A 23,602-nucleotide genomic window follows, 5' to 3' on the forward strand; every position below is an offset into this window, starting at 1 on the left:
TTCTTCTATTATACAAAATGATTGTAATTTTTGCACTTTACAATTTTGTTAACGTTCACATATTTTTCACTTGAATATGAAATTGTAAGATTTCATACAATAAAAATACAACAACAATAAGGAGGCGATCAGATGACTTTAGATGTCATGTATTCCGCCGCAAGTATACTCGTTTTAGTATATTTTATTTATCAATGTGTTACAGACTAGAAAAAGAGCCGTCAATGGCTCTTTTTTAATGGTACAAATACAATCCATACAATTAATAAAATAAAAACAACGCTGCCTACCACAGCTGGCAATAAATAAAACTGTGAAAGTATAACTATTCCATATAAAAGTATTGCTGGTAGTAGTAAATAACGATTTGCCTTCCATCTTAACAATAGTGATTTCCCTTCATCACAATATAAACGAAGAAACATCTTATTCGTAAATTCATTCCAATAATCACGTGCATAGCGAGAAATTGCAACTACAGCAAATACGAGAACAATAGCTGCAATCCACCTTGGAGTCATAATTATACTTGCAGTACTGATACATACAATTTGAATATAAAATATTCGTGCAGTACTTGTACGGAAAAATTCTTTCAAAAAAGATTCGACAATACGAGAATCAGCTTTTTTCCCTAAAAGTCTTTTAGAGCGCGGAAACATCCACGGTTTTTTATTCGAACTACTCGGTTTAGCCGCATGACCACCAACTTGCATAATTCCGCTCGTCCAGCGCATGCTTTCCTCCTTTTCTTTCTCGATTTCTTTAAAAAAGAACTTTTTATAATTCATTTTCTCTTTTACTAATACACTACTTAAGAAAATTACTAGACCGATAAATAGAATTGAATACAACGGATTTTTATAAATAAAAAATAAACTAATTCCAAAAAAGGACACGCTCATAGAAAATACTACATTTTTTACAATCCATAAAACCCATCGTTTCCCCACATGTACATGAACAAATCTCGTTAACAACGACAACATAAATCGAAATATAGTAAAGAATACCCAAAATAATAGGACTTGTATCTCTGTTACTTCGATACTTTTCATCAACACTGGTAACATAATAACGACTACTATTATATTCGTTATCGCTATTCGAACAAATGTGTACATCATGCCATACTGGACTAATTTTCGCATATGTGTTGCATACGAAATTAAAAATAAACTATCCGCTTGCTCAAAAAATGAACGAACTCCTCTTGGATATGTTACTAGATAAAATGCGAGTAATCCTAATCCGAAATAAATCGTCTCTTCCGTTGATAATTCATTTATCCATAGCGATCGATAATAGATTCCCATAAATATAAGTGCTGGAATAATAATATATAATGCGACTGTCCAATCTGTTACCGAACGTATAGACTTCCATTTCCGCTCAAGTTCATGGCGTAATCTCTTATAAAATTGTTGTTTAATCATGTTGTTCACGCCTTACAATTACATCAAAGCAGTCTAATAATGAACTACCCGGCATTTCCGCTAATATTTGAATAGATTCTAAATGTCCATCTGCGACTAATGTACCTTGTGAAATGAGTAAAAATCTTTCACAAATTTTTTCAGCAGTATCTAATACGTGCGTACAAAGTAAAATTCCTGCCCCGCGCTCTTTTTCTTTATATAAATAATTTAAAAACTCTTTCGTAGCTACTGGATCTAAACCGATAAAAGGTTCGTCAATGATATAAAAATCTGGCTCAGTTAAAAACGCCAATATTAGCATAGACTTTTGTTTCATGCCTTTTGAAAACTTTGATAAATACTCATGTTTATGCTTATTCATTCGAAAAGTATGTAATAATTGTTCCGCTCGTTCTTCCCAACTTCCCATTTCACTTCCACGAGCTGCCATTAATAATTCAATATGTTCCCAGAGCGTCAAGTAATCATAGTATGTTGGATGTTCTGGTACGTATGCATACGGATTTTTCTTTTCACCGAATGATATTTCACCGTCCATATTTACAAGTAATCTGAGTATCGTTTTAATCGTCGTACTTTTCCCAGCACCATTTGCTCCAATAAGAGCAACTAGTTCACCTTTTTCGATAGAAAAAACTATATCATGAATTGTTTTTTCCCCTATTTCATATCCAGCTGAGCGGATATTTACTTTTAACATGCATTCCCCTTCTTTCCATTTCCAATACAATCAAGGAAAAGAATAACATATAACTATCTATATATCATTATAAAATATTTATTTTCATAGCAGGAAAAAACATTTTTTAACAGAATATTAAATGTTTGATTACATTTTATTGGAGTTGATAATATGTCTTTTCAAATTCGTGAAGCAACGATAGATGATATAGACGCACTTTGTTCTTTAACGAAAGAATTAAAAGGTTCCTCTATTTCCTATGAAGATATGAACAACCGCCTACAATTCGTACAAATGAGTCCGTTTGATTTTTTATATGTTTACGAGGAAGAAGAAGCTATATTTGGATTACTTGGATTTCGTATACGTGAAAATTTAGAAGATGTAACACGTTATGGAGAGATTTCAATTATTAGCGTTGATTCTAACATACGACGGAAAGGCATTGGACAAGTTTTGATGGATTATGCCGAGCAATTAGCAAAGAAACATAATTGCATTGGCACATGGCTAGTTAGTGGAACAAAAAGAGTAGAAGCTCATCCTTTTTACAAAAAATTAGGTTATGAAGTAAATGGCTACCGATTTGTAAAATATTTTTAAACTACTTTATAAAGTGAAGGGACTATAACTATGACAAACATTAAAGCAATTTTCATTGATCGTGACGGTACAATTGGTGGTGACACTACAATACATTATCCAGGATCTTTTACATTATTTCCATTCACAAAAACATCCTTGCAAAAACTAAAAGCTAAAAATATAAAAATTTTCTCTTTCACAAATCAACCCGGTATCGCAGATGGAATAGCAACTGTAGCCGATTTTGTACAAGAATTAGAAGGCTTCGGTTTTGATGATATTTATGTATGTCCTCATAAACACGGTGATGGTTGTGAATGCCGTAAACCAAGTACAGGCATGCTGCTTAAAGCAGCAAAAAAACATGGACTTAATTTAACACAATGTGCTGTAGTTGGTGATCGTTGGACTGATATTGTTGCAGGAGCAAAAGTAAATGCGACTACGATTCTAGTCCGAACAGGCGCTGGGTATGATGCTTTGCATACGTACCGAGACAAATGGGCACATATTGAACCAAACTACATTGCAGATAACTTTGAAGATGCAACAAACTGGGTTTTAAATCAACTATAATACAAATGAAAATTTTGATTCACCCGAAATAATTTAAAACATAGTTAAAATAGCCTTTTGGCAAATAATTGTATTCCACAAAACGGATCACCTCAAAAGGTAGCAAGTTCCCTTTTGATACGCAAACATTGCAATTCAAATTATATTTTTTATTAGTAACAGCAATTAACGTAAAGAAGGAATAGCTTAGTGGCTATCCCTTCTTTATTGACTTCTATTATTTACATTTGTTATCTGTTTTTATTGAGTATTCTCATCGTTTTTATACTCCAAAATATCCCCTGGCTGACACTCCAAAGCTTTACATATCGCTTCTAATGTTGAAAAACGAACCGCTTTTGCTTTCGCATTTTTCAAAATAGAAAGATTCGCCATCGTAATTCCAACCTTCTCTGAAAGCTCCGTTACACTCATTTTTCGTTTTGCTAACATGACGTCAATATTAATAATGATTGTCATATCCGCCACCTCAAACCGTCAAATCATTTTCTGATTTTATGTGAATTGCCTCTTGTAGAAGTCGTTGGAGGATAGCAGCAAAAACGGCGATAACGAGCGAAGCAAAAACGATAATGAGTCCCACTAACCCAATAGGAGGATCCATTTTTTTCGCTATAAAATGAAAAAGTGGCAAACTTAATACATACAAACCACTGATTGTAATTGCACAGCGCTTTATATTCTTTAACGCCTTTACTGATAATTCCGAGAACGCTGTGTTCTCATCAATGTACTGTAAAAGATTGAAAGCCTGATAAAGAGCAACGTAAAAAGGCACAGCTGCTCCATACATTACAATGAAAACAAGATATTTTATCGGAGCAATGTTAGGATACAAATTCGCTGTGAAATCCGCCATTTCCGGCACTAAAAATATGCATAAAGCAAGCACTGAAATTCCAGCAAGAAAAATAATTACTTTTAAGAACATTGTTGAACTTCGTTTAAGATTCATTTACAATACCTCACTTATTTAATGGCAACATAATTTTATCACAACATTTATTGTTTAACAATAAATAAATATCGTTTTATTTTTGTCATGTTTTTTAATTTAGGCAAAAATAAAAAAGAATTTCTCATTACAAAGAAATTCTTTTTCTTGAAAATGCCTCTTTCAACTTAATTTTTTAAAACGTTAATTCGTAATGGAAATAACGATTATCTCTCAAATAGCCATTTTCAGCGTATAATCGTTGTGCTGATAAATTATCAATCTCTGTTTGCAATTTTACACCTTTTGCTCCATTTTCTAATGCGTATTCTTTAGCAGCTTCTAATAATTTTTTACCTGTTCCGGCTCCACGCTTCGCCGCTTGTACAAATAAATCATTTAAAATCCATAATTCTTTCATTGAAATGGAAGAAAATGATGGATATAGTTGCGTGAATCCAATATATTCGTCGTCTTCAACTGCTACGAAAATAACAGACTCTTTTCTCTCAATTCGATTTCGTAAAAATACTTTTGCCCCTTCTAAATCAGAATCTTGTCTATAAAACATGCGATAGTTATTAAAAACTGATGCCAGTCCATCTAAATCTGCAATTGTTGCTTCATATATTCTCATTTTACTACATTCCCCTTCCAATACTGTCTCATTATATCCGTTGCCCATTTAGGCTGGTGTATTTCTTCTGTCGGCATAAACTCTTTCATTATTGGTTTTATATCCAATATAGGAGTGCCATCAATAGCATCTAATCCCTCAACAATAATTGATTTACCTTCTCTTTTGATCACCTTTACAATTGTTACACCTATGCGATTCGGACGATTTTTCCCGCGCTGTGCAAAAATACCTACTTCAGGATAATCCTTATTATTTCTAGGATGTCTAGCAAAATACTGAATTTGCTCGTCAGTTACTTTATGAAAATAAAAAACAACTTCAATATGAGAAAAATCTTCAATCCCTTGTATACTTTTTTCTGCATACATTTCAGTTAAAGTTATACGGGATCTTACTTCTCCCCACTCATCATCTTTTATTTCCTTTCTTTCATTATGTACAAATGCGATTGGTTGAACTGAAAACATACGCATTCCCCCTCAAATGTAACCACTTACATTATAAAGTATTTTCTGAATGTTTTCCAGATATACGAATTAAGTTTACATAATATAATTATAATCTATTTATCTAAAGCTACCTTGACCGCTTCAATTGCATGTATATGGGTCGTATCAAATATCGGGACTGATACGTTTTCTTGCTTTATTAATAAACCTATTTCCGTACAACCTAATATAATTCCTTGTGCTCCTTCTTGTACTAATTCTTCTATAACCCTTTTATAATACTCTCTAGATTGAACTACTATTTTTCCTAAACATAATTCTGTATATATTACTTCGTTTACTTTTTCTCTATTTGTTCCTGATGGTACTATTACTTTTATATCATGCTCTTCAATACGTGACTTATAGAAATCTTGCTCCATTGTATATTTAGTTCCAAGCAGACCAACCTTTTGAATGTCTTTTCTTTTAATTTCTTTTGCAGTTGCATCAGCAATATGTAAGACTGGAATATCAATTTTCTCCTTTATTTTTTCAACTACCTTATGCATTGTATTTGTACAAATGATTATAAAGTCTGCTCCTCCCTTTTGTAATGAATATGCCGCATTCCCTAGAATTTCTCCAGCACCATCCCAATCTCCGCTAGACTGACATCGTTCAATCTCTTCAAAATCCACACTATTAATCAAACATTTTGCTGAATGTAGCCCTCCTAATCTCTCTTTTATTTCTTCATTAATAATTCGATAATATTCAGAAGTTGATTCCCAACTCATGCCACCTATAAGACCTATCGTTTTCATATAAACACCTACCTAAACTATTTTTATAAAACTAATAACAACGTTTTATTGTGTATATTATACATAATAAAACAAGACTTTAAGTTTGGAATATAAAGTCTTGTTTTAACGGAAATATGGAAATAATAAAGAATAATTCTACTTTCATTTCCAAGGAAATTTTTATAGAATATTCTGAAATTAACAATCTGATGTTTTTATAAATTCTTTATACTTATAATTAAAACACTCTCGATACAGCTCTTTGATTTCATCATATGATGGAACACGTGGGTTATTAGCTGGGCTACCACTTTCAATTGCATCTGATGCCATTTTAGAAATAGCATTTTCAAATTCAATTTCATCGATTCCGTATTCTTTTAAATTTGGAATACGAAGATCAAAGCAAAGTTTTTTTATTTCACCAAGTGTGTAGTCTGCTACTTCCTCATCAGAATTCGAATACAAATCCTTATTTAAACTACGTCCAATTTTTGCTAACCTTTTCATTGCACTTGTTTTTGTAAACTCTAACACTGTAGGTAATAGTATGGCATTTGATATTCCATGCGGTACATGAAATAATGCTCCCACTGGCCTTGACATTCCATGAACTAATGTAACTGATGCATTAGAAAATGCAATTCCAGCTTGTAAAGAAGCAATCATCATCGCTTCTCTTGCCTCCATATTACGTCCATCTTCATATGCTATACGTAAATATTTCATAATACTTTCAATAGCTGAAAGAGCAAGTACATCTGTAAGTGGTTGTGAAAATTTAGAAATATAAGCTTCAATCGCATGACATAACGCATCTATTCCTGTTGCTGCCGTAATTTGTGGGGGTAACGAACTTGTCAAAACTGGATCTATAATTGCTACTTTCGGTATAAAACTAGGATGCTTCATCATCATTTTTACATCTGTTTTTTTATTCGTAATTACTGCTACACTTGTAACTTCCGATCCAGTACCAGAAGTTGTTGGAATTGCAATAAGTGGTAGTGGATTGTTTTCTATTTTAATATCCTTTTGGACATAATCCTCAACTTCTCCACCATTTGTATATAAAACCGCTACCGCTTTCGCAGCATCAATACAACTTCCACCACCAATACCGATAATAAAATCGCACTTTTCCTCTTTACAAAGAGATAACGCTTCTAATACGTGTATATTTGTAGGCTCAGCATCCACTTTATTATATGTACTAACAGTAATACCTTTCTTATTTAGTTGTTGCATACACTTTTCAACATATCCTAATTTCTCCATAATTGTATCAGTAACTAGAAAAGCTCTTTTCCCTAACTTTTTTGATTGTTCTCCCAGTTTTTCAAGCGAATTCCTTCCATATAATACCGACTTTGGCATACGAAACTCAGAAACCTCTTGCAAGTCCCCCACCCCTTCTTATCCTAATTAATATTTTATAACATAAATTATCGATTTGATGAATCTTTACGATTCAAATTTTTTAATAGAGTCCCGTTAAAGTATAGAATGCGATAACTAAAAATACAGCAACCGTTTTCAAAATTGTAATAGCAAATATATCTTTATATGACTGTTTATGTGTTAATCCTGTTACTGTAAGAATAGTAATAATAGCCCCGTTATGTGGTAGTGTATCCATTCCTCCTGATGCCATTGATACGATACGGTGCATAACTTCTAATGGAATATCAAATTGATTGGCCGCTGCAATAAATTTATCTCCCATTGCACTTAATACTATTCCCATTCCTCCTGATGCCGAGCCTGTAATTCCAGCTAAAATATTCGTCGTTACTGCACCATTCACTAACGGATTTGTGAAAGTAGCAGAGATGCCATCTCTCATAATTGCGAAACCTGGAAGTGCTGCAATGACACCACCGAATCCAAACTCAGCTCCTGTATTCATCGTTGCAAGTAGCGCTCCACCAATACTTGTATTCAATCCAGCTTGGAAACCTGTTACTACTCGCTTCCAATATAATAATAACGTTGTTAAGATCCCTATAATAAGTGCCAATTCTACAGACCAAATTCCTACTACTGCACTTAATTCTACTTTTCCAAATGCTTTCATACCAATTGCAGAAAAATCAAAACCGCTTGGATACCACTTCGGTATCATAATAGTAAACACTTTATTCATTACACCTACTAAAATAAGTGGTATAAATGCAATAAGTTGTTGTGCTCTTGTGATTTCAATGTTATTAATTAATGGCATATTTTTTTGTTCTACTTGCAAAGATGCTGCCATTTCAGTATTTCCATCATTAAAACCAAAGTATCCTTCACCTGCCGCTTTTGCCTTCTTACGTCTACTCTCTAAATATAGTAAACCTACTGTAAGAACAAAAATTGCTCCTACAATCCCAAGTATCGGTGCAGCATAAATATCCGTTTTAAAAAATGTTGTAGGTATTACATTTTGAATTTGTGGTGATCCAGGTAACGCATCCATTGTAAACGTTACTGCTCCAAGAACAATCGTTCCAGGGATTAAACGCTTTGGAATATTAGCTTGTCGAAACAACTTAGCTGCGAACGGATAAACAGCAAACACTACTACATACACACTAACACCACTATACGTTAAAATAGCCCCCATTAATACAATCGCTAATATAGTACGTTTTTCACCAACTAACTCAATAATTGTTTTTGCGATAGAATCTGCAATTCCTGACATTTCCACTACTTTTCCAAATATTGCTCCTAATAAAAACACAGGAAAATATAATTTTATAAATCCAACCATTTTCTCCATAAAGATATTAGAAAAGAAAGGTAATACATAACTAGGTTCTGTCAAAAATACTGCAAATAATGCAAATATCGGTGCGAATAAAATAACAGAAAAACCTCTGTATGCTACGAACATAAGTAAACTTAGTGCTAATAATATAATAACTAACTCCAATTTTACCCCTCCATTAAACAGAATATTCTAAATTTTATTGATAAATTTCTACTAACCTTTTAATTCTGACATCCCTCCTCTTATTCATACAAATTTTTATGCTAAAAATGTCTAATTATAATTATTCGATTACATATGAAAAATCCCTTTAAACAGAAACGAATTCATCGTCATACGTTATAAAGGGATTGCTAGAATCTATATTTACTGCTGTATTAAATTTTTCTCTACACAAAAATGATACAGTTCTTCAACATCTTTCACTATGTAGGTCGCACTAACTTCAGTCAGTTCTTTTTCACAGCCATAGCCATATAAAACACCAATTGAAGCAATTCCATTCTGATTTGCACCTATTATATCGTGCTTTCTATCACCAATCATTATCATTTCTTCTTTATTTAGTTCTTCATTTTTTTGTAAAATATGAGCAATTATTTCTTCTTTTTTTATTCTCGTACCATCTAAATTACTTCCAATGATGTCTTCGAAATAATTCGTTAATTGAAAATGCTCTATAACTTGTTTCGCAAATACAGTGGGCTTTGAAGTTGCTACAAATATGCGATTCCCTGAACTTTTTAATTGTTGCAAGAGCTTCAGAATCCCCTCGTATACATTATTTTCAAACAATCCACGCTGCTTTAAATACTCACGGAAGTAAAAAACTGCACGTTCAACCTCTCCTTCACTCATATTATATCTCTCTACGAATGATTGCTGAATAGGAGGACCTATAAATGAATCTAACTCACTTATATGTACTTCTTCAATTCCTACTTTTTTTAACGCATACAAAACCGAATTTACAATTCCTTCTTTCGGATCCGTTAAAGTTCCATCTAAATCAAATAGAAATGTTTTATACATGTTTCATTCCTCCACTTAATTTGCTGTATAAATAACTGCTAACATCTCTTCCACTTCTCCCTATTATACTATCATTATCTATTTTTTCGAAAAATCAATTTCCATATGTCACATACTTTCAGTTACAAAATACGATAGATATGATAAAGTAAAAAAGTTACAATTATTTTAATAGAAACTGGTGAAACAAATGTCAATTACGTTAATTTTTATAATGGCTTTCACAATTGTAATCCACGCAGTTGAAACAAGCTCTTATAGTATTCGATTAGCGGGGGTTCGTTTAAAGAAGATTGCTGTCGCATTATCCGTCGTAGGAATCGTATTACTCATTTCAAGAACGTCAAACTTACTACAAGCCTTTTTACTTGGCGGGATTGTGGACGAAGCAAAACTAGATCCTTCTATTGATTTAGAGCATATTATACGTCTTGTACTATTATCTGCTTCTATCGGTACATTGCTTGCGATTATACTGTATCCAACTTTGACAAAACTATTTGGATATGTCATTCAAAACTTTGAAACAGACGGTTCTTTCATTCGAATGATGAAAACGAATAACATTCAAAAATTAAAGTACACAAAAAAATATGTCCGCTTTCCAAAGTTAGAAATGATTCATAGACTGCGTATCGGCGGTATTCCAAAGCGTATAATGCTTATTAACATGTTCGCTACTGCAATTTATACAGCGGGAGTTCTTTCCGCACTATATGCTTCTTTTTTAATTCCAGCTTTCGCAACAAAAGCCACTACAGCTTCTGGTCTTATTAATGGTTTTGCTACTATTTTATTAACAGTGCTACTAGATCCACGTATTGCTCTTTTAACAGAGCGAGCTCTTCAATCAGAAGAAGGTGCTGAAGCAATGAGTAAAATGTATGCTTGGCTAATGATTTCTAGACTTTTTGGTACATTACTTGCTCAACTGTTATTCATACCAGGTGCTTACTGGATTACATGGATTATAAAGCTTATGAATTAAATTTACTCTCTAAAAAAAAGCAGGTGAGATAACAAATGACTATACAAACAGAACAAGATATCATTCGCTTAATAGAAAACGACGAATGGATGATGAATGTATTACAAATGGCAAAATCACTAGAGCTACCTGATTGGTGGATTTGTGCCGGATTTGTTCGTTCTAAAATTTGGGATACTTTACATGACTATGAAGCTAAAACGGCTATGCCTGATGTTGATGTGATTTATTATGATAGTCTACATCAAGATGAGATATACGAACAATCATTAGAAACGAAATTAATGAATATTGATGCTACTATCCCTTGGTCTGTAAAAAATCAAGCTCGTATGCATGTAGTGAATAATATGCCACCATATTCTTCTTCTGTTAATGCTATATCTAAATTCCCTGAAACAGCAACGGCTTTAGGAGTTACACTTGATGAACTAAACAACGTTATCTTAACAGCCCCATGTGGTATTGAAGATGTCCTTTCCTTACAAGTGAAACCAACAGCTCATTTTCTTAAATCGAAAGAACGATTACATATGTACAAAAACAGAGTTATAAAAAAGAATTGGCAAAGTAAGTGGCCTAGCATCACAATCACATATCCAGAAATTTAGAAAGGGTGCCTCTCATTTATAGAAGCACCCTTTTCTTCATTTCAAAAAATGTATGACTGTTTCTGCAAATCTATCTGCTTCCTCATAATGAGGTGAATGACCGCTCTCTTCAAATACGATATACTTGCCGTTTCGGGCATCTTTATTAAATGTTTTAATTTGTTCTTCACACGTTACTACATCATGTTTTCCTACTATTAATAACATTAGATTTTGTACATCTTTTATTTTTGATAATAATGATGTATGACATGCTCCCTCTAATTTTAATCTATCAAAGTGAATTTTGGAGCGATTTGAAAATATTTCCCACTCTTCATCACTGTATAAACTCTCATCTGTCCTATCTTCCTTATTATTGTAAATCTCCATTCTTTTTTCTTCTAATTCAGCGCTTAATCTTATATAAGCTTCTAACAACTCTTCTGAACTAGCATCGCTAGATGAATAAGCAAAGCATTCTTTTGCTATTTCTTCTTTTCCATACTTTTTTAATAAATGCCCTGTTTTTTGTAACAAAGCCCTACTTGTTAATGCAAAATTAAAAGTTGGTCCTTCAAATATTATTTTCTCTATTGAACTTGGATATATCGACGCATAAAGCAATGCTACATATCCACCGAAAGAGTGTCCAATTATAGACCACTTCTCAATTTGTAATACTTTTTTTAATTCCTCACAGTCTTCAATCAAATCATTTAATCCAAAAGCTTCGTCTTCAGTAATTTCTTCTGAGCGACAAACACCTCTTTGATCTATCATAATTACATATAGAGAATCTTTTAAACGTTCCGCTTGATGAAATGAAAAATCATAACAACTTTCTCCTGGTCCACCATGCAAGTATAAGACTGGCTTATTTTTAGGATTTCCATGTGTTTCAACGTATAGCTTTTTCCCTCTAATATTCATGTATTTCCCTGCTTCTATCAAATTTTCCTTTATGATCACCACCCCTTTTTTACTGAATATTATAACATTTAATATTAAATAATTCCTATTACATTTAAGAAGACGATAATTATTGCAAGTGGTGCTACAAATCGAAGTAAAAATGCCCAACAAGTAAATACTTTCTTTCCATAATTTCCACCTACAAAAAACTCTGCTTCTAGTACCTTCTTCTCCATTTTGAATGAAACGAAAATACTAATAAATAGTGCTCCAAGTGGCATTAATATATTACTAGATAAGAAGTCTACTGCATCAAAAATATTCTTTCCGAAAATCGTAATATCACTCCATACTCCAAATGATAACGCTGATGGTATACCTACTAAGAAAATGCCGAAACCGATCAGCCATGATAATTTCGTTCTCTTTTCTTGTTCACCATTTGCTAATGCTGAAACAACAGTTTCTAGTAGAGAAAATGCTGATGTTAATGTCGCAAATGTAAATAGTGCAAGAAATACTGTTAAGAAAAATCCACCGAATGGGATTTGACTAAATACAGATGGTAATACGATAAATAGTAATCCAGGTCCTTCTGTTGGCTCCATTCCTAATGAAAATACGGCTGGAAAAATAGCAAGACCTGCAAATAATGAAACAAATAAATTTAATCCAACAATTGTTATTGCTGATTTTGGTAAACTTTCTTTTTTATTTAAATAGGAACTATACGTAACCATAATTGAAATCCCGATACTAATTGCAAAGAATGATTGCCCCATTGCGAACAAAATACTTTCCGAAGTAATCTTTGAGAAATCTGGTTGTAAGAAAAACTTCACACCTTTCATTGCATCATCAAGTGTTAACGAACGAATAATAAGAGCGACAAATAAAACGAACAATGCTGGCAACATATATTTACTTGCTTTTTCAATTCCGTTTTGTACACCCTTTGATACAACCCATATCGTAATGAACATAAAAGCGAAATGTCCCATAATAGCCCAAGCAGGATTCCCAATTGTTTCAGTAAATAATGTGCCGTAATTTTGTCCTGGCGTAATCAGTTGTCCAGTTATTCCTCTGAATAAATAAATTAATACCCATCCACCTACAACACTATAAAATGAAAGTAGTATAAAACACGTTCCAACACCAAGGCGTCCAATCCAATGCCATCCTGTATTTGGTGCGATGCTTTTAAATGCTCCAACTGCTTGTTTCTGCGTACTGCGTCCAATCATAAATTCAGCTATAAGTAGCGGTAGTCCAATTAAAACAGTAAATAATATAAATATTAAAAAGAACGCTCCTCCCCCACTCTTCCCAGCGATATAAGGGAACTTCCATATCGCACCAAGTCCAATTGCTGATCCGGCTGCCGCCATTATAAAACCTAATTTCGAAGTCCATTGCTCCGTCTGTTTCATCTCATTTTCCTCCTAATTAAATCTTTTTATATAAATAAATAAATTTTATAAACCTATTCAAATAAACCCTCCATTTCTTCTTCCATATAATAAAAAAATGGCCTAGCATCTCTATATAAAGAGACGCTAAGCCATTTACTTAACGCGGTACCACCCTTATTGATTCCATTATGAATCCACCTTAGTAGTAATCGTTTGATTACAAACCTAATATCGAAGGTTAACCGTTAAGATTTACTAAGAATGTAATTCCGTTCCACCTTACTGCTCCTAGGCGAGTTCAGGATATCATTTGACTATGTCACACCAACCCATAGCTCTCTGTACAAATACATGACCTTACTACTCCTATTCAACACATTGTAATATTTAGAATATATTTTCTTTTGAAATTAATATGAAGTATATCGGTTATATTTGTAACTGTCAAGGGGTATATTGATTTTTTGTCGAAATGGTTCATATTGATAACTCACTTTTACTAAGCTTATTAGCAAAAGAAAGGGTCTATATTTTCATCTTTTCAAACGAACTAAAAAAAAATCTTCGCGATAATCGCAAAGATTCTTTTTATGGTATAAGACGAGTACAATCTCTCGGAAAAGCACTAGCCTCTCGTACATTTGTTAATTCTAATAGTTTATATACAATCCTTTCTAACCCAATTCCGAAACCTCCATGTGGTGGACAACCATATCGGAATGTATTTAAATAAGATTGAAATTTCTCTGGATGTAATCCTTTTTCTTTAAACGAAGCGAGTAACAATTCATAATTATGAATTCGCTGTGCCCCTGACGTTATTTCTAGCCCTTTATATAATAAGTCGAATGAATCAGTAATAGCTGGATTCTCTTTATTTTGCATCGTATACATCGGTCTCGCTTCTTTCGGATAATGTGTAATGAAAACAAATTCACTATTATATGTTTCCTTTACATATTTCCCTAGTAACTTTTCACCTTCTGTATCTAAATCCCCTACAGGAGATTCTTTACGATACTTACTTTTCAAAATTTCTTGTGCTTCTAACAATGTAATTTTAGGTATTTCAGTAATAACAGGTACTTCTATTTGTAATAGTTGTAGTTCTATTTCACATTTTTTCGCTACTTGTTGAAACATATATCGTAAAACATCCGTTTCTAGTTGCATCACTTCATAAAAATCATGAATAAAACCAAGTTCTACGTCTAACGATATATATTCATTCAAATGACGGGAAGAATTATGATGTTCCGCTCTATATACAGGTGCAATTTCAAAAACTCGTTCTAACCCACCTGCCACCATCATTTGCTTATAAAACTGTGGTGATTGTGCTAAATAAGCTTCTTTTTGGAAGTATGGAAGCTTAAAAACATTTGCTCCTCCTTCTGCCCCTTGCGAAACAATTTTCGGCGTAAAGATCCGTGTGAAATCGTTCTCTATAAGAAATTCACTAAAGCTCTGAACGAGTGTAGATTTCACTTTAAAAATCGCTGCGGTTCGCTCATGCCTTAATGATATTACTCGCTCATTAAGTAGTTGATCTAAGCCAACTTGTAACTTCTTTTTATTTATTTCAAATGGAAGTGGCTCTGCACCGTTTATTACTTTCACTTCATGAGCAAGTACTTCAACACCCAATTCTGTTTTCGATGTCTCGACTATCTCACCGATTACATGGACAACACTTTCTACATCAACTTTATATCCGGCCAATTCATTTTCTAATACACATTGAATTACTCCTGTTCTGTCCCGTAATAATAAAAAACTAACATTTCCAAGGTGCCGAATTTTTTTTACCCATCCTTGAAGTAATACAACCTTTCCACTTTGCTTTGTACATTCTTTTGTGAGTGAACGCTTCATTATTGAATCCATTATTTTTCCCTCCAGTAATTTTATATTTATTTACGTTATTGTTGTCATCGTCATCATCCACGGTCACTCACCCCCTTTCAAAGAATACAAAAATCCGCCCCTATAAATAGGGACGGATTTTTTTCCGCGGTACCACCCAAATTGTCATACTGACCATCTTAGCCCTGATAACGGTAGGTACCGTTTGCTTTTACTAATAATCACGTTCAAAGCAACACTCACAGGTGTCTTTCCATCATGCGGTATCGCAACCTTCCCAGCAACCGGCTGCTCTCTGTAGATCTTTGCACCATGTACTTTTCCTGATCATCACTTTTTATATTTACAGAGTATTCTAACTCCTTACTTTATAAAATGCAAGCCTTTTTTAAAACATTCTGATTTTCTAACTCCTAGATTCTTCTAAAGTGTGAAAAGTTAATTTTGTAATACATATTCTTATGTATTAAATCCAAAATTACACCTTTAATATTTTCCAATTTTTACATAAAAACTAATTCATTTACGCATATTAATAAAAATTTTAAAGCGAGGTGTGTTTATGCAAAAAGCAATTAGTTTCTTTCTCCTTTTGTTTTGCTTAATTGTAGTAAACGAAACGTATGCCTATTCACCAAAATCTTTACCAATCTCTCAAAACTCTGATCGATGGCAAGTGAATATTGATAAACCGAAAAAAACAAACAAGAATATGCTTCAAGCTAAAAAAGATGAATTTCAAACATATCATTTTTCAGTAAAGAATGTCGGGAATAATGAAGTATATAATGTAAACGTCGAAGTATTCCGCAACGAACCAAATAAGAAAACGAAATATGAACTCTTTTCCCTAAAGGAAAGTCGTTTGGCAAGTGGAAAAACTGGATTTGAACACGCTAATTTACCTGTTGCTACAAAAGCGGATGAGGTTGATGTAATTATTACATGGCAAGAACACCCTTTCCGCTCCATGAGAAATGGTCAAAAAGTTGAGTCTAGAAAATTTAAAGAGCATTTTGTTTTTAAAGAAGCTAAAAAATAAATGGGATACGGATATATTCACACTATCATTGATATAGCTTTATTTACTAGTACCAGTTCGTAAGCAAATTAAAAAGTCGTGGCTTATAAACGCCACGACTTTTTATATTAATTCGTACTAATGCCTCTCGCTGCCCAAATGCGATCAATATCAGCAGCATGTTGTCCGCCATATAAAAGAGCATCCGCTTGCTTAATCGCTTTCGCTCCATCACTGAATTTAGAGTTTGGTGTTAATGACCAGTGTGATTGTAAAATGATTTTTGTTGCTACATCACGGCCAAAAGCTTGTGCCATTTCGTATTGGCCTTGAGTCCAAATTTCACCATCATCATGCACTTCATTCGTTATATCTTTCGGATATACTTTATTATTATCTAATCGGCGTAAGCATGTTGGATCTGAACTAGAATAAGCTGTCGCATCCCATTCTCCAACACATGCTTTACCATATCCAGTAGTCGATACTGCATCTTCATATGTAGCACCTAAGAAGTCCCCAAATCCTTCTCCCATCGCTCCACCTTCTGCTGAACTACCAAAGCCAGGAACTTGGTTATCTTGAATCGAATGCCCATATTCATGTGCGATAATACCAGCATCTTCTGCATCATCAACACCGCCAGTACCGAAAGTCAAAGCTTTTGTTGATGGAGAATAGAATGAGTTATCATCAGTTGTACCATTAACATTCACTTTTATCGAACGGTTATTAATATTTTTAAAACCTAGACTTTGAATGTAACGTTGCAATGTGTCGATATGATAGTACGACATAACATCTTCAAAGCTATCATTTGCGCGTGTATAGTTAAATTGTAAATTCGTAGATTTTGTTTTCGCTTTTGAAGAAATCGTTACATATTCTCCAATTAAAAATCCTGTTCCATCTAAACCTTTTAACGTAACAGTTTTCAGTTGGTTCGTTAGAGCTGTTGAATCTGCATCGTTATTATCTTTTAAGCCTACTTTACTACCGCTAGATACGACTGGGTTAGGTAAAAATACTTTTCCTGACCCTTCAGCTTTTCGGTTTATATCAACCTTTTTAATTAACTTTCCATTTTCTGCATCAATAAATGTTTCCCATGCACCAAATGGATTATTAGAATGGACTACAACTTTATATACTGGACGAGCAATTCCTTCTTCAACAATATATCCGAACTCTTTATCTGTAGGAGCCCATAAATTTTGCTCACTTGCTTCTCCAACATACGCCATTGATTTTTGTATTGCATCTTTTTCACTAATTTTTGTCGTTACTTCCTTCACACCTGTAACAGGCTGATAATCAGAAACAGCGAGTACTCCCTTTCCCTCTCCGTTAAGCGTAACTGTTATTTGTTTTGAAAATACAGGTGCACCATTAACAACTTGTTGGAACCTAACATATGAAGCTACTGATGTTTCTGTTGTAGAAATATATTGCAAGTCTGAAAGATCTGTTTTCAATCCATACTGCGCAGCATTTTCTTTTAAATATTCAGTTGCTTTTTTCTGTGGCGAATAAGCTTCTAACTTTACTTGCTGTTGTTTTTCCAATGCCGAAACCGTAGAAATCGTCCCCATTACTAACGGCACGGTCATTGCCATTGCCACCATTTTTTTATTAAACATAGAACCACTCCCCCTAATAAAGTAGCTCAACCTTATCCCATTACCACTAGGCAATCATTCCCCGCAAAACGGATGGATAAAAATTGAATCTACGAGTAATTCTCTATGAACACTTCTATTACCTTTCCATTTAGGGTAAGTGAAATTTTCTCAATATTTATGTGTAAAGTGAACACAATACTTTAAAAATATATTTCTAAAGTATTTCCATAACTCTTAACCTTTTTAAATTACTTTGTAAAAAACAGGATATTTTTTACCTAACGGTAGGTTGAAAAAATATTTATGAATGATACGATTTATATAACCTTTTTGTAGGAGGCTTTATTATGAGCAAAAGTGAAGAAACACTCTCTTCAATTATGGAAGCAAGCTATCGACTGTTTGCCGGACATGGCATTACTAAAACGACCTATTCTATGATTGCTGAAGAAGTCGGAATTGCTAAACCGTCCATTTATTATTACTTTAAATCTAAAGATGCATTAATCGAATGTATTTTCACAGAATTATGTGCTGCGATGCAGTTTTCTTCCTTCTTCCATACAGAAGAGTTTACGAAAGAAAATTTTATTGAGAAATGCATTGAAATTGGATTCAAAATAATTGATGAACAGCAGAACGATCCTTATTTTAATCGTGTGTTGCAAGAATATTTATTACTATCTTCAAGAAATGATATGTACAAAGATCGATTACTAACTGTGCAAACAGAATATTTACAAGGGTTTGAATCACTCCTTACAAAAGCAAATGAGCTGCAATTAATTGAAAATAAAAATCTAGTTTCAAAAGCTCATATGTTAGCATTAGTGCTTGATAATGTCGGGAATTTTATGATGTTACATGTGGATATAGATTATAGACAAATATGGATGGAAGCTGTAAACAGTATTTTTGAAAGAAGGGATTGAATTGAATACTAAAAAACGAATTATCGGCTTAGACTTTGCTAGGGCCTTGGCGATGTTTGGTATGCTGCTTGTTAATTTTATGGTGATAACAGGTGCAGAAGGAAATGGTCCCCCATTTTTAATAACTTTAATGTCACTTTTTGAAGGTAGAGCTTCTGCCTTGTTTGTTATACTTGCTGGAATTGGAATATCTTTAATGACTAGATCCTCTGTTGCTAGAAATGAAAAAATAAAAATTTCTAATAGCCGAAAGATCATATGGAAACGGGCACTATTCTTATTTATTTTAGGATTACTTTTATACGTAATGGAGTGGACTGGGGATATATTACACTACTATGGTGTTTACCTTTTCGTTGCTGCCTTACTCATTACAGTCCGAAAAAAAGCATTACTCTTCTTATCTATTATTATCCTACTCTTGGCACAATCTCTTCAGCTTACTTTCAATGCTTTCGAAGGTTGGGGAGGCCCTACTCCATTTATAAACTATGTAGACTTCTGGACAGTTAACGGTTTTCTTCGCAATTTATTCTTTAATGGTTATCACCCTTTTTTCCCATGGTTTTCATTCTTCTTAATCGGTATGATAATTGGCAGATTAGATCTTCATAATAAAAAGATTAGAGATAGGTTGCTCTTGCTCGGTATTACATTCACCATACTGATAGAACTTTTATCAAAAGGGCTCACGTACTACTTCATTCCACACATTGGCAAAGCAGCTGCTACATTTTTGTTTAATACAGGACCCGTTTTACCAAATGTATTGTACATTTTATCTGCAACAGGATCTGCTATTGCTATATTAATACTTTGCCTCTATATTACTGAAAAATATGAAAATAATTGGTTTGTTACTTCCATTATACAAACAGGTCAATTAACATTAACTCATTATGTAAGTCATGTATTTATCGGGATTGGGACATTAATTCTATTCAATAGAATGGAACATCAAACACTACTTTTCGTTTTATTATTTGCTACTGTATTTTTCATTTTCAGTATTTTGTTTAGCGTATTATGGAGAAAGAAATTTTCTAGAGGACCTATCGAATGGATTATGAGGAAATTAGCTAGTTAATTTACCTCCATACAAAAAAGGAAGTTGGAATCATTCCAACTTCCTTTTTTCTTTAATTAGCTGCACTTAATTTAATTCTAAGTTTTGTTTCACCTAAAGAAAGTTCATCATCTTCGTTCGTTAAGTGACCAAATGTAAATTGTTTAACGAGTAAGTTTTCTTCCAATAAATCTTTATGGTTCGTTAACGTTCGCTGTAGTTCTTCTTCTGTATCAAGAATAATATCGACTCGTAAATTAACTGGTAAATTCAACTGTTTACGGTATTCTTGAACCGCACGAATGAATTCACGCGCTACTCCTTCTTGTAACAATTCTTCCGTTACATTCGTATCTAACATAACTGTATATTGTCCGTTAGTCGTATTAGAGAATCCTGATTTTGCAACTTTCTCAACTAACACATCTTCACCAGTTACAACTACTTCTCCTTCTGGTTTTGCTTCGTAAACTGCTCTTCCTGTTGATACAAAGTTTTGTACTTCTTCTTGTGATAATTGTTTTAGCCAACCATTCACTGCATTCACATTTTTACCGAATTTCGGCCCCGCTGTTTTAAAATTAAGCTTCAATTGATATGATGTGTATTTTGTTTCATCGAGTTCAACATGGAACGCTTTTACATTTAACTCATCCATAACGATATCACGATAAGATTCCCAATCCATATCATTCTCGTTATGCTCAAGTAATACAAGTTCTGCTAGCGGCTGTTTTACTTTTAAAGAATGCTGATTACGGTTACTTCTTCCAAGTTCAACAACTTGTAAAACAGCATCCATTTCCGCTTCTAATTTTGGTTGAAGTAGTGATTCATTTACAACTGGATAATCGGCTAAATGAACGCTGCTTCCTTCTAAATTTAGATGAATGTCTTCCGCGACAAACGGTGTAAATGGTGCAATTAATTTACTAATTGTTACAAGCACTTCATGAAGTGTCTCATACGCAGCTGCTTTCTCAGCGTTCATACCAGATTCCCAGAAACGATTACGTGAGCGTCTTACATACCAGTTACTCACTTCATCTACAAGTGCTGCAATTTCACGAGCTGCATTCGTAAATTGATAATCATCAAGTGCAGTTCTCACTTTTTTCGTTGTACTATGCAATCTTGATAATACCCATTCGTCTAATTTCGTAAGCTTTACATCATACGTTTCTTTCGGATTATACTCATCTAAATTTGCATATAAAACGTAGAAGCTATACACATTGACTAATGTATCTACAAATTTAGATTTCGCTTCCAGTACTGTTCTTTCAGAAAAACGCTTCGCATTCCACGGGGCACTATCAACAAGTAAAGCCCATCTTAGCGCATCTGCACCAAATTTATCTACTAAATCAACTGGATCTAGTGCATTTCCTTTGCTTTTAGACATTTTCTGCCCTTCTTCATCTAAAACATGCCCTAGTGATAACACTCGTTTATACGGTACTTTTCCTGTATATAGTGCTGATACTGCTAATAAACTATAAAACCAGCCGCGTGTTTGATCAATTCCTTCTGCAATAACATCCGCTGGAAACTGCTCTTCAAATAACTCTTTATTTTCAAATGGGTAATGATATTGTGCAAATGGCATAGAACCACTATCAAACCAAACATCAATCACTTCTGGTGTACGATTCATTGTGCCTCCGCATTTCCCGCAGCAGACTTGCACTTCATCTACATAAGGCTTATGCAATTCCAAATCTTCTGGTGTTTCTTTCGTACTATTCTTTCTTAATTCGGCAATGCTTTTCGGTGCGAACTGATGATCACAACTTTCACATTCCCATACATTCAATGGCGTTCCCCAATATCTATTTCGGCTAATATTCCAATCTACCATATTTTCTAAAAACTTACCAAAACGTCCATGTTTCATATGATCCGGATACCAAGTAACAGAATCATTATTTTGTAAAAATGTATCTTTAATTGCAGTTGTTCGGATTAACCAACTTTCTCCTGCATAATAAAGTAGTGGTGAATCACAACGCCAGCAATGCGGATAGCTATGTTCATATTTTTCTTTATGATACAGTAAACCTTCCTTCGCTAAATAACGAACGATATCCACGTCACAATCTTTTACAAATTTCCCTTTCAAAAATGGTACTGCCTCTGTATACTCACCTTTTTCATCTACAACGTGCAAGAATGACAATCCTTCACTTTGAACAACTCTATAATCGTCCTCTCCATATGCTGGAGCAATATGAACAAGTCCTGTACCACTATCTCCCGTTACAAAATCTGCTGCAATAACGCGGTAACCATTTGTAACTTCTTTCATCGGAAATGGTGCTGTATAAGATGTGTTTAATAATTCTTCGCCTTTATGAACAGATAATACTTCATAATTCTCTTTTAATACTTCTTGTACACGTTCTTTTGCAACAATGTATACATGACTTTCTTGTTTTGCTTTAACGTATTCCATATTTGGATGGACAGCAAGCGCAACGTTTGCTGGAAGTGTCCAAGGTGTCGTTGTCCAACCTAAGAAATACTCATTTTCACTATCTTTCACTTTAAACTTCACAGTTGCACTTAAATCTTTTACTGTTTTATACCCTTGTGCAACCTCATGTGAGCTCAATGAGGTTTGGCAGCTTGGGCAGTATGGTGAAACTCTATGTCCTTTATATAACAATCCTTTTTCATGGATTGTCCCCAAAATATGCCATACACTTTCGATATATGGATTCTTTAAAGTTACATATGGATCATCCATATCTACCCAATAACCAATACTTTCAGTGAATTCGCGCCACTGCTTCTCATATGTGAAAACACTCTCTTTACACTTTTGAATAAATGGTTCAATGCCATATTCTTCGATCTCATGTTTACCAGAAATACCAAGTTGCTTCTCAACGCCTAATTCTACAGGTAAACCATGTGTATCCCATCCTGCTTTTCTTAACACTTTATAACCAGCCATCGTTTTATATCTTGCTACTAAGTCTTTAATTGTTCGTCCAAGTGCATGACCTACATGCGGTAGTCCGTTCGCCGTTGGTGGTCCTTCATAAAATACGAAAGACTGTGCGCCTTCTCGATTCTGAATTGATTGTTCGAAAATATTTTGTTCGTTCCACTGTTTGCGAATTCGCATTTCTCTTCCTACAGCTGATTCTTTTACATCTACTTTTTCCATATACAATCACTCCTTTGAATATTTTAAAGCACACAAAAAACCCGTCCCTATAAAGTAGGGACGGGTTTACCCGCGATACCACCCTAATTCTATTAGCTTTTTCACTAATAGCACTTAGCAACGTACTAT

Annotated in this window: 22 protein-coding genes and 3 other annotated features (1 of these 25 only partly in view); of the genes, 7 read left to right on the forward strand and 15 right to left on the reverse strand. The window is 33.8% G+C overall.

The window, feature by feature from the left end:
- Positions 1-221 precede the first annotated feature (221 nt).
- Both ACTFR3_RS16510 and ACTFR3_RS16515 read right to left on the reverse strand, forming a co-directional pair.
- Positions 222-1,436: an ABC transporter permease gene (locus tag ACTFR3_RS16510; RefSeq protein WP_000595445.1), complete on the reverse strand. Its 1,215-nt coding sequence runs from the start codon at positions 1,434-1,436 to the stop codon at positions 222-224.
- Positions 1,429-2,139, reverse strand: a complete 711-nt coding sequence (locus ACTFR3_RS16515) for an ABC transporter ATP-binding protein (protein WP_100655295.1) — start codon at positions 2,137-2,139, stop codon at positions 1,429-1,431. Before ACTFR3_RS16515 ends, ACTFR3_RS16510 begins: the two co-directional genes overlap by 8 nt.
- 153 nt (positions 2,140-2,292) lie before the next feature.
- Here ACTFR3_RS16515 and ACTFR3_RS16520 point away from each other — a divergent pair, with 153 nt between their 5' ends.
- Together ACTFR3_RS16520 and ACTFR3_RS16525 are read left to right on the forward strand one after the other, a co-directional pair.
- Entirely contained in the window at positions 2,293-2,724 is a 432-nt protein-coding gene (locus tag ACTFR3_RS16520; protein WP_000009777.1) for a GNAT family N-acetyltransferase, read from the forward strand.
- Positions 2,725-2,754: 30 nt separating this feature from the next.
- Complete coding sequence (locus ACTFR3_RS16525; protein ID WP_000181785.1) at positions 2,755-3,282, forward strand: HAD-IIIA family hydrolase; 528 nt, start codon at positions 2,755-2,757, stop codon at positions 3,280-3,282.
- Between the two features lie 240 nt (positions 3,283-3,522).
- Here the strand turns inward: ACTFR3_RS16525 and ACTFR3_RS16530 are convergent, their stop codons facing one another.
- The 8 genes from ACTFR3_RS16530 to ACTFR3_RS16565 form a co-directional block, all read right to left on the reverse strand.
- Positions 3,523-3,741: a helix-turn-helix domain-containing protein gene (locus ACTFR3_RS16530; RefSeq protein ID WP_000152532.1), complete on the reverse strand. Its 219-nt coding sequence runs from the start codon at positions 3,739-3,741 to the stop codon at positions 3,523-3,525.
- A gap of 10 nt (positions 3,742-3,751) precedes the next feature.
- Positions 3,752-4,237, reverse strand: a complete 486-nt coding sequence (locus tag ACTFR3_RS16535) for a DUF2975 domain-containing protein (RefSeq protein WP_001050141.1) — start codon at positions 4,235-4,237, stop codon at positions 3,752-3,754.
- A 175-nt stretch (positions 4,238-4,412) separates the two neighbouring features.
- Positions 4,413-4,853 carry a GNAT family N-acetyltransferase gene (locus ACTFR3_RS16540; protein ID WP_001223868.1) on the reverse strand — a complete coding sequence of 147 codons (441 nt, stop codon included), beginning with the start codon at positions 4,851-4,853 and terminating at the stop codon, positions 4,413-4,415.
- Entirely contained in the window at positions 4,850-5,323 is a 474-nt protein-coding gene (locus tag ACTFR3_RS16545) for an SAM-dependent methyltransferase (RefSeq protein ID WP_000493258.1), read from the reverse strand. Before ACTFR3_RS16545 ends, ACTFR3_RS16540 begins: the two co-directional genes overlap by 4 nt.
- A gap of 95 nt (positions 5,324-5,418) precedes the next feature.
- Entirely contained in the window at positions 5,419-6,111 is a 693-nt protein-coding gene (locus ACTFR3_RS16550) for an aspartate/glutamate racemase family protein (RefSeq protein ID WP_000848563.1), read from the reverse strand.
- A gap of 180 nt (positions 6,112-6,291) precedes the next feature.
- The gene (locus ACTFR3_RS16555; RefSeq protein ID WP_440044598.1) at positions 6,292-7,494 is read right to left on the reverse strand and encodes an iron-containing alcohol dehydrogenase; all 1,203 of its coding nucleotides are present in this window, start codon (positions 7,492-7,494) and stop codon (positions 6,292-6,294) included.
- A 79-nt stretch (positions 7,495-7,573) separates the two neighbouring features.
- Positions 7,574-9,013 carry a GntP family permease gene (locus ACTFR3_RS16560; protein WP_000424332.1) on the reverse strand — a complete coding sequence of 480 codons (1,440 nt, stop codon included), beginning with the start codon at positions 9,011-9,013 and terminating at the stop codon, positions 7,574-7,576.
- A 204-nt stretch (positions 9,014-9,217) separates the two neighbouring features.
- On the reverse strand, positions 9,218-9,883 hold the full coding sequence (locus tag ACTFR3_RS16565; protein WP_000278485.1) for an HAD family hydrolase: 666 nt from the start codon (positions 9,881-9,883) through the stop codon (positions 9,218-9,220).
- Between the two features lie 190 nt (positions 9,884-10,073).
- Between ACTFR3_RS16565 and ACTFR3_RS16570 the strand changes: the two genes are divergently transcribed.
- Complete coding sequence (locus tag ACTFR3_RS16570; protein WP_000028911.1) at positions 10,074-10,871, forward strand: lipid II flippase Amj family protein; 798 nt, start codon at positions 10,074-10,076, stop codon at positions 10,869-10,871.
- Between the two features lie 35 nt (positions 10,872-10,906).
- A complete protein-coding gene (locus ACTFR3_RS16575) occupies positions 10,907-11,482 on the forward strand; it encodes a nucleotidyltransferase family protein (RefSeq protein WP_000155287.1) in 576 nt (191 codons plus the stop codon).
- Positions 11,483-11,518: 36 nt separating this feature from the next.
- Here ACTFR3_RS16575 and ACTFR3_RS16580 read toward each other — a convergent pair whose 3' ends face one another.
- From ACTFR3_RS16580 to aspS, 3 genes are all read right to left on the reverse strand, one after another.
- On the reverse strand, positions 11,519-12,394 hold the full coding sequence (locus ACTFR3_RS16580; protein WP_001026102.1) for an alpha/beta fold hydrolase: 876 nt from the start codon (positions 12,392-12,394) through the stop codon (positions 11,519-11,521).
- Positions 12,395-12,468: 74 nt separating this feature from the next.
- A complete protein-coding gene (locus ACTFR3_RS16585) occupies positions 12,469-13,809 on the reverse strand; it encodes a sodium-dependent transporter (protein ID WP_000814537.1) in 1,341 nt (446 codons plus the stop codon).
- 116 nt (positions 13,810-13,925) lie between these two features.
- Positions 13,926-14,174 (reverse strand) — a binding site (T-box leader).
- Between the two features lie 205 nt (positions 14,175-14,379).
- Positions 14,380-15,678 (reverse strand): aspartate--tRNA(Asn) ligase, encoded by a 1,299-nt coding sequence (gene aspS, locus ACTFR3_RS16590; protein WP_000377346.1) that lies wholly within the window; start codon positions 15,676-15,678, stop codon positions 14,380-14,382.
- A 105-nt stretch (positions 15,679-15,783) separates the two neighbouring features.
- Positions 15,784-15,997: a binding site (T-box leader), on the reverse strand.
- 222 nt (positions 15,998-16,219) lie between these two features.
- Here aspS and ACTFR3_RS16595 point away from each other — a divergent pair.
- A complete protein-coding gene (locus ACTFR3_RS16595) occupies positions 16,220-16,699 on the forward strand; it encodes a hypothetical protein (RefSeq protein ID WP_001167920.1) in 480 nt (159 codons plus the stop codon).
- Between the two features lie 107 nt (positions 16,700-16,806).
- Here the strand turns inward: ACTFR3_RS16595 and ACTFR3_RS16600 are convergent, their stop codons facing one another.
- Positions 16,807-18,318 carry a M36 family metallopeptidase gene (locus tag ACTFR3_RS16600; protein ID WP_440044599.1) on the reverse strand — a complete coding sequence of 504 codons (1,512 nt, stop codon included), beginning with the start codon at positions 18,316-18,318 and terminating at the stop codon, positions 16,807-16,809.
- 329 nt (positions 18,319-18,647) lie between these two features.
- Here ACTFR3_RS16600 and ACTFR3_RS16605 point away from each other — a divergent pair, with 329 nt between their 5' ends.
- Both ACTFR3_RS16605 and ACTFR3_RS16610 read left to right on the forward strand, forming a co-directional pair.
- Complete coding sequence (locus ACTFR3_RS16605; RefSeq protein WP_406904054.1) at positions 18,648-19,232, forward strand: TetR/AcrR family transcriptional regulator; 585 nt, start codon at positions 18,648-18,650, stop codon at positions 19,230-19,232.
- 1 nt (position 19,233) lies between these two features.
- On the forward strand, positions 19,234-20,319 hold the full coding sequence (locus ACTFR3_RS16610) for a DUF418 domain-containing protein (RefSeq protein ID WP_001093114.1): 1,086 nt from the start codon (positions 19,234-19,236) through the stop codon (positions 20,317-20,319).
- A 52-nt stretch (positions 20,320-20,371) separates the two neighbouring features.
- Here the strand turns inward: ACTFR3_RS16610 and ileS are convergent, their stop codons facing one another.
- Positions 20,372-23,473: an isoleucine--tRNA ligase gene (gene ileS / locus ACTFR3_RS16615; RefSeq protein ID WP_440044600.1), complete on the reverse strand. Its 3,102-nt coding sequence runs from the start codon at positions 23,471-23,473 to the stop codon at positions 20,372-20,374.
- 53 nt (positions 23,474-23,526) lie between these two features.
- Positions 23,527-23,602: a binding site (T-box leader), on the reverse strand; it runs 165 nt beyond the window's last position.

The sequence above is a fragment of the Bacillus cereus group sp. MYBK14-1 genome, assembly GCF_051916885.1.
In the GTDB taxonomy this organism is placed as follows: domain Bacteria; phylum Bacillota; class Bacilli; order Bacillales; family Bacillaceae_G; genus Bacillus_A; species Bacillus_A cereus.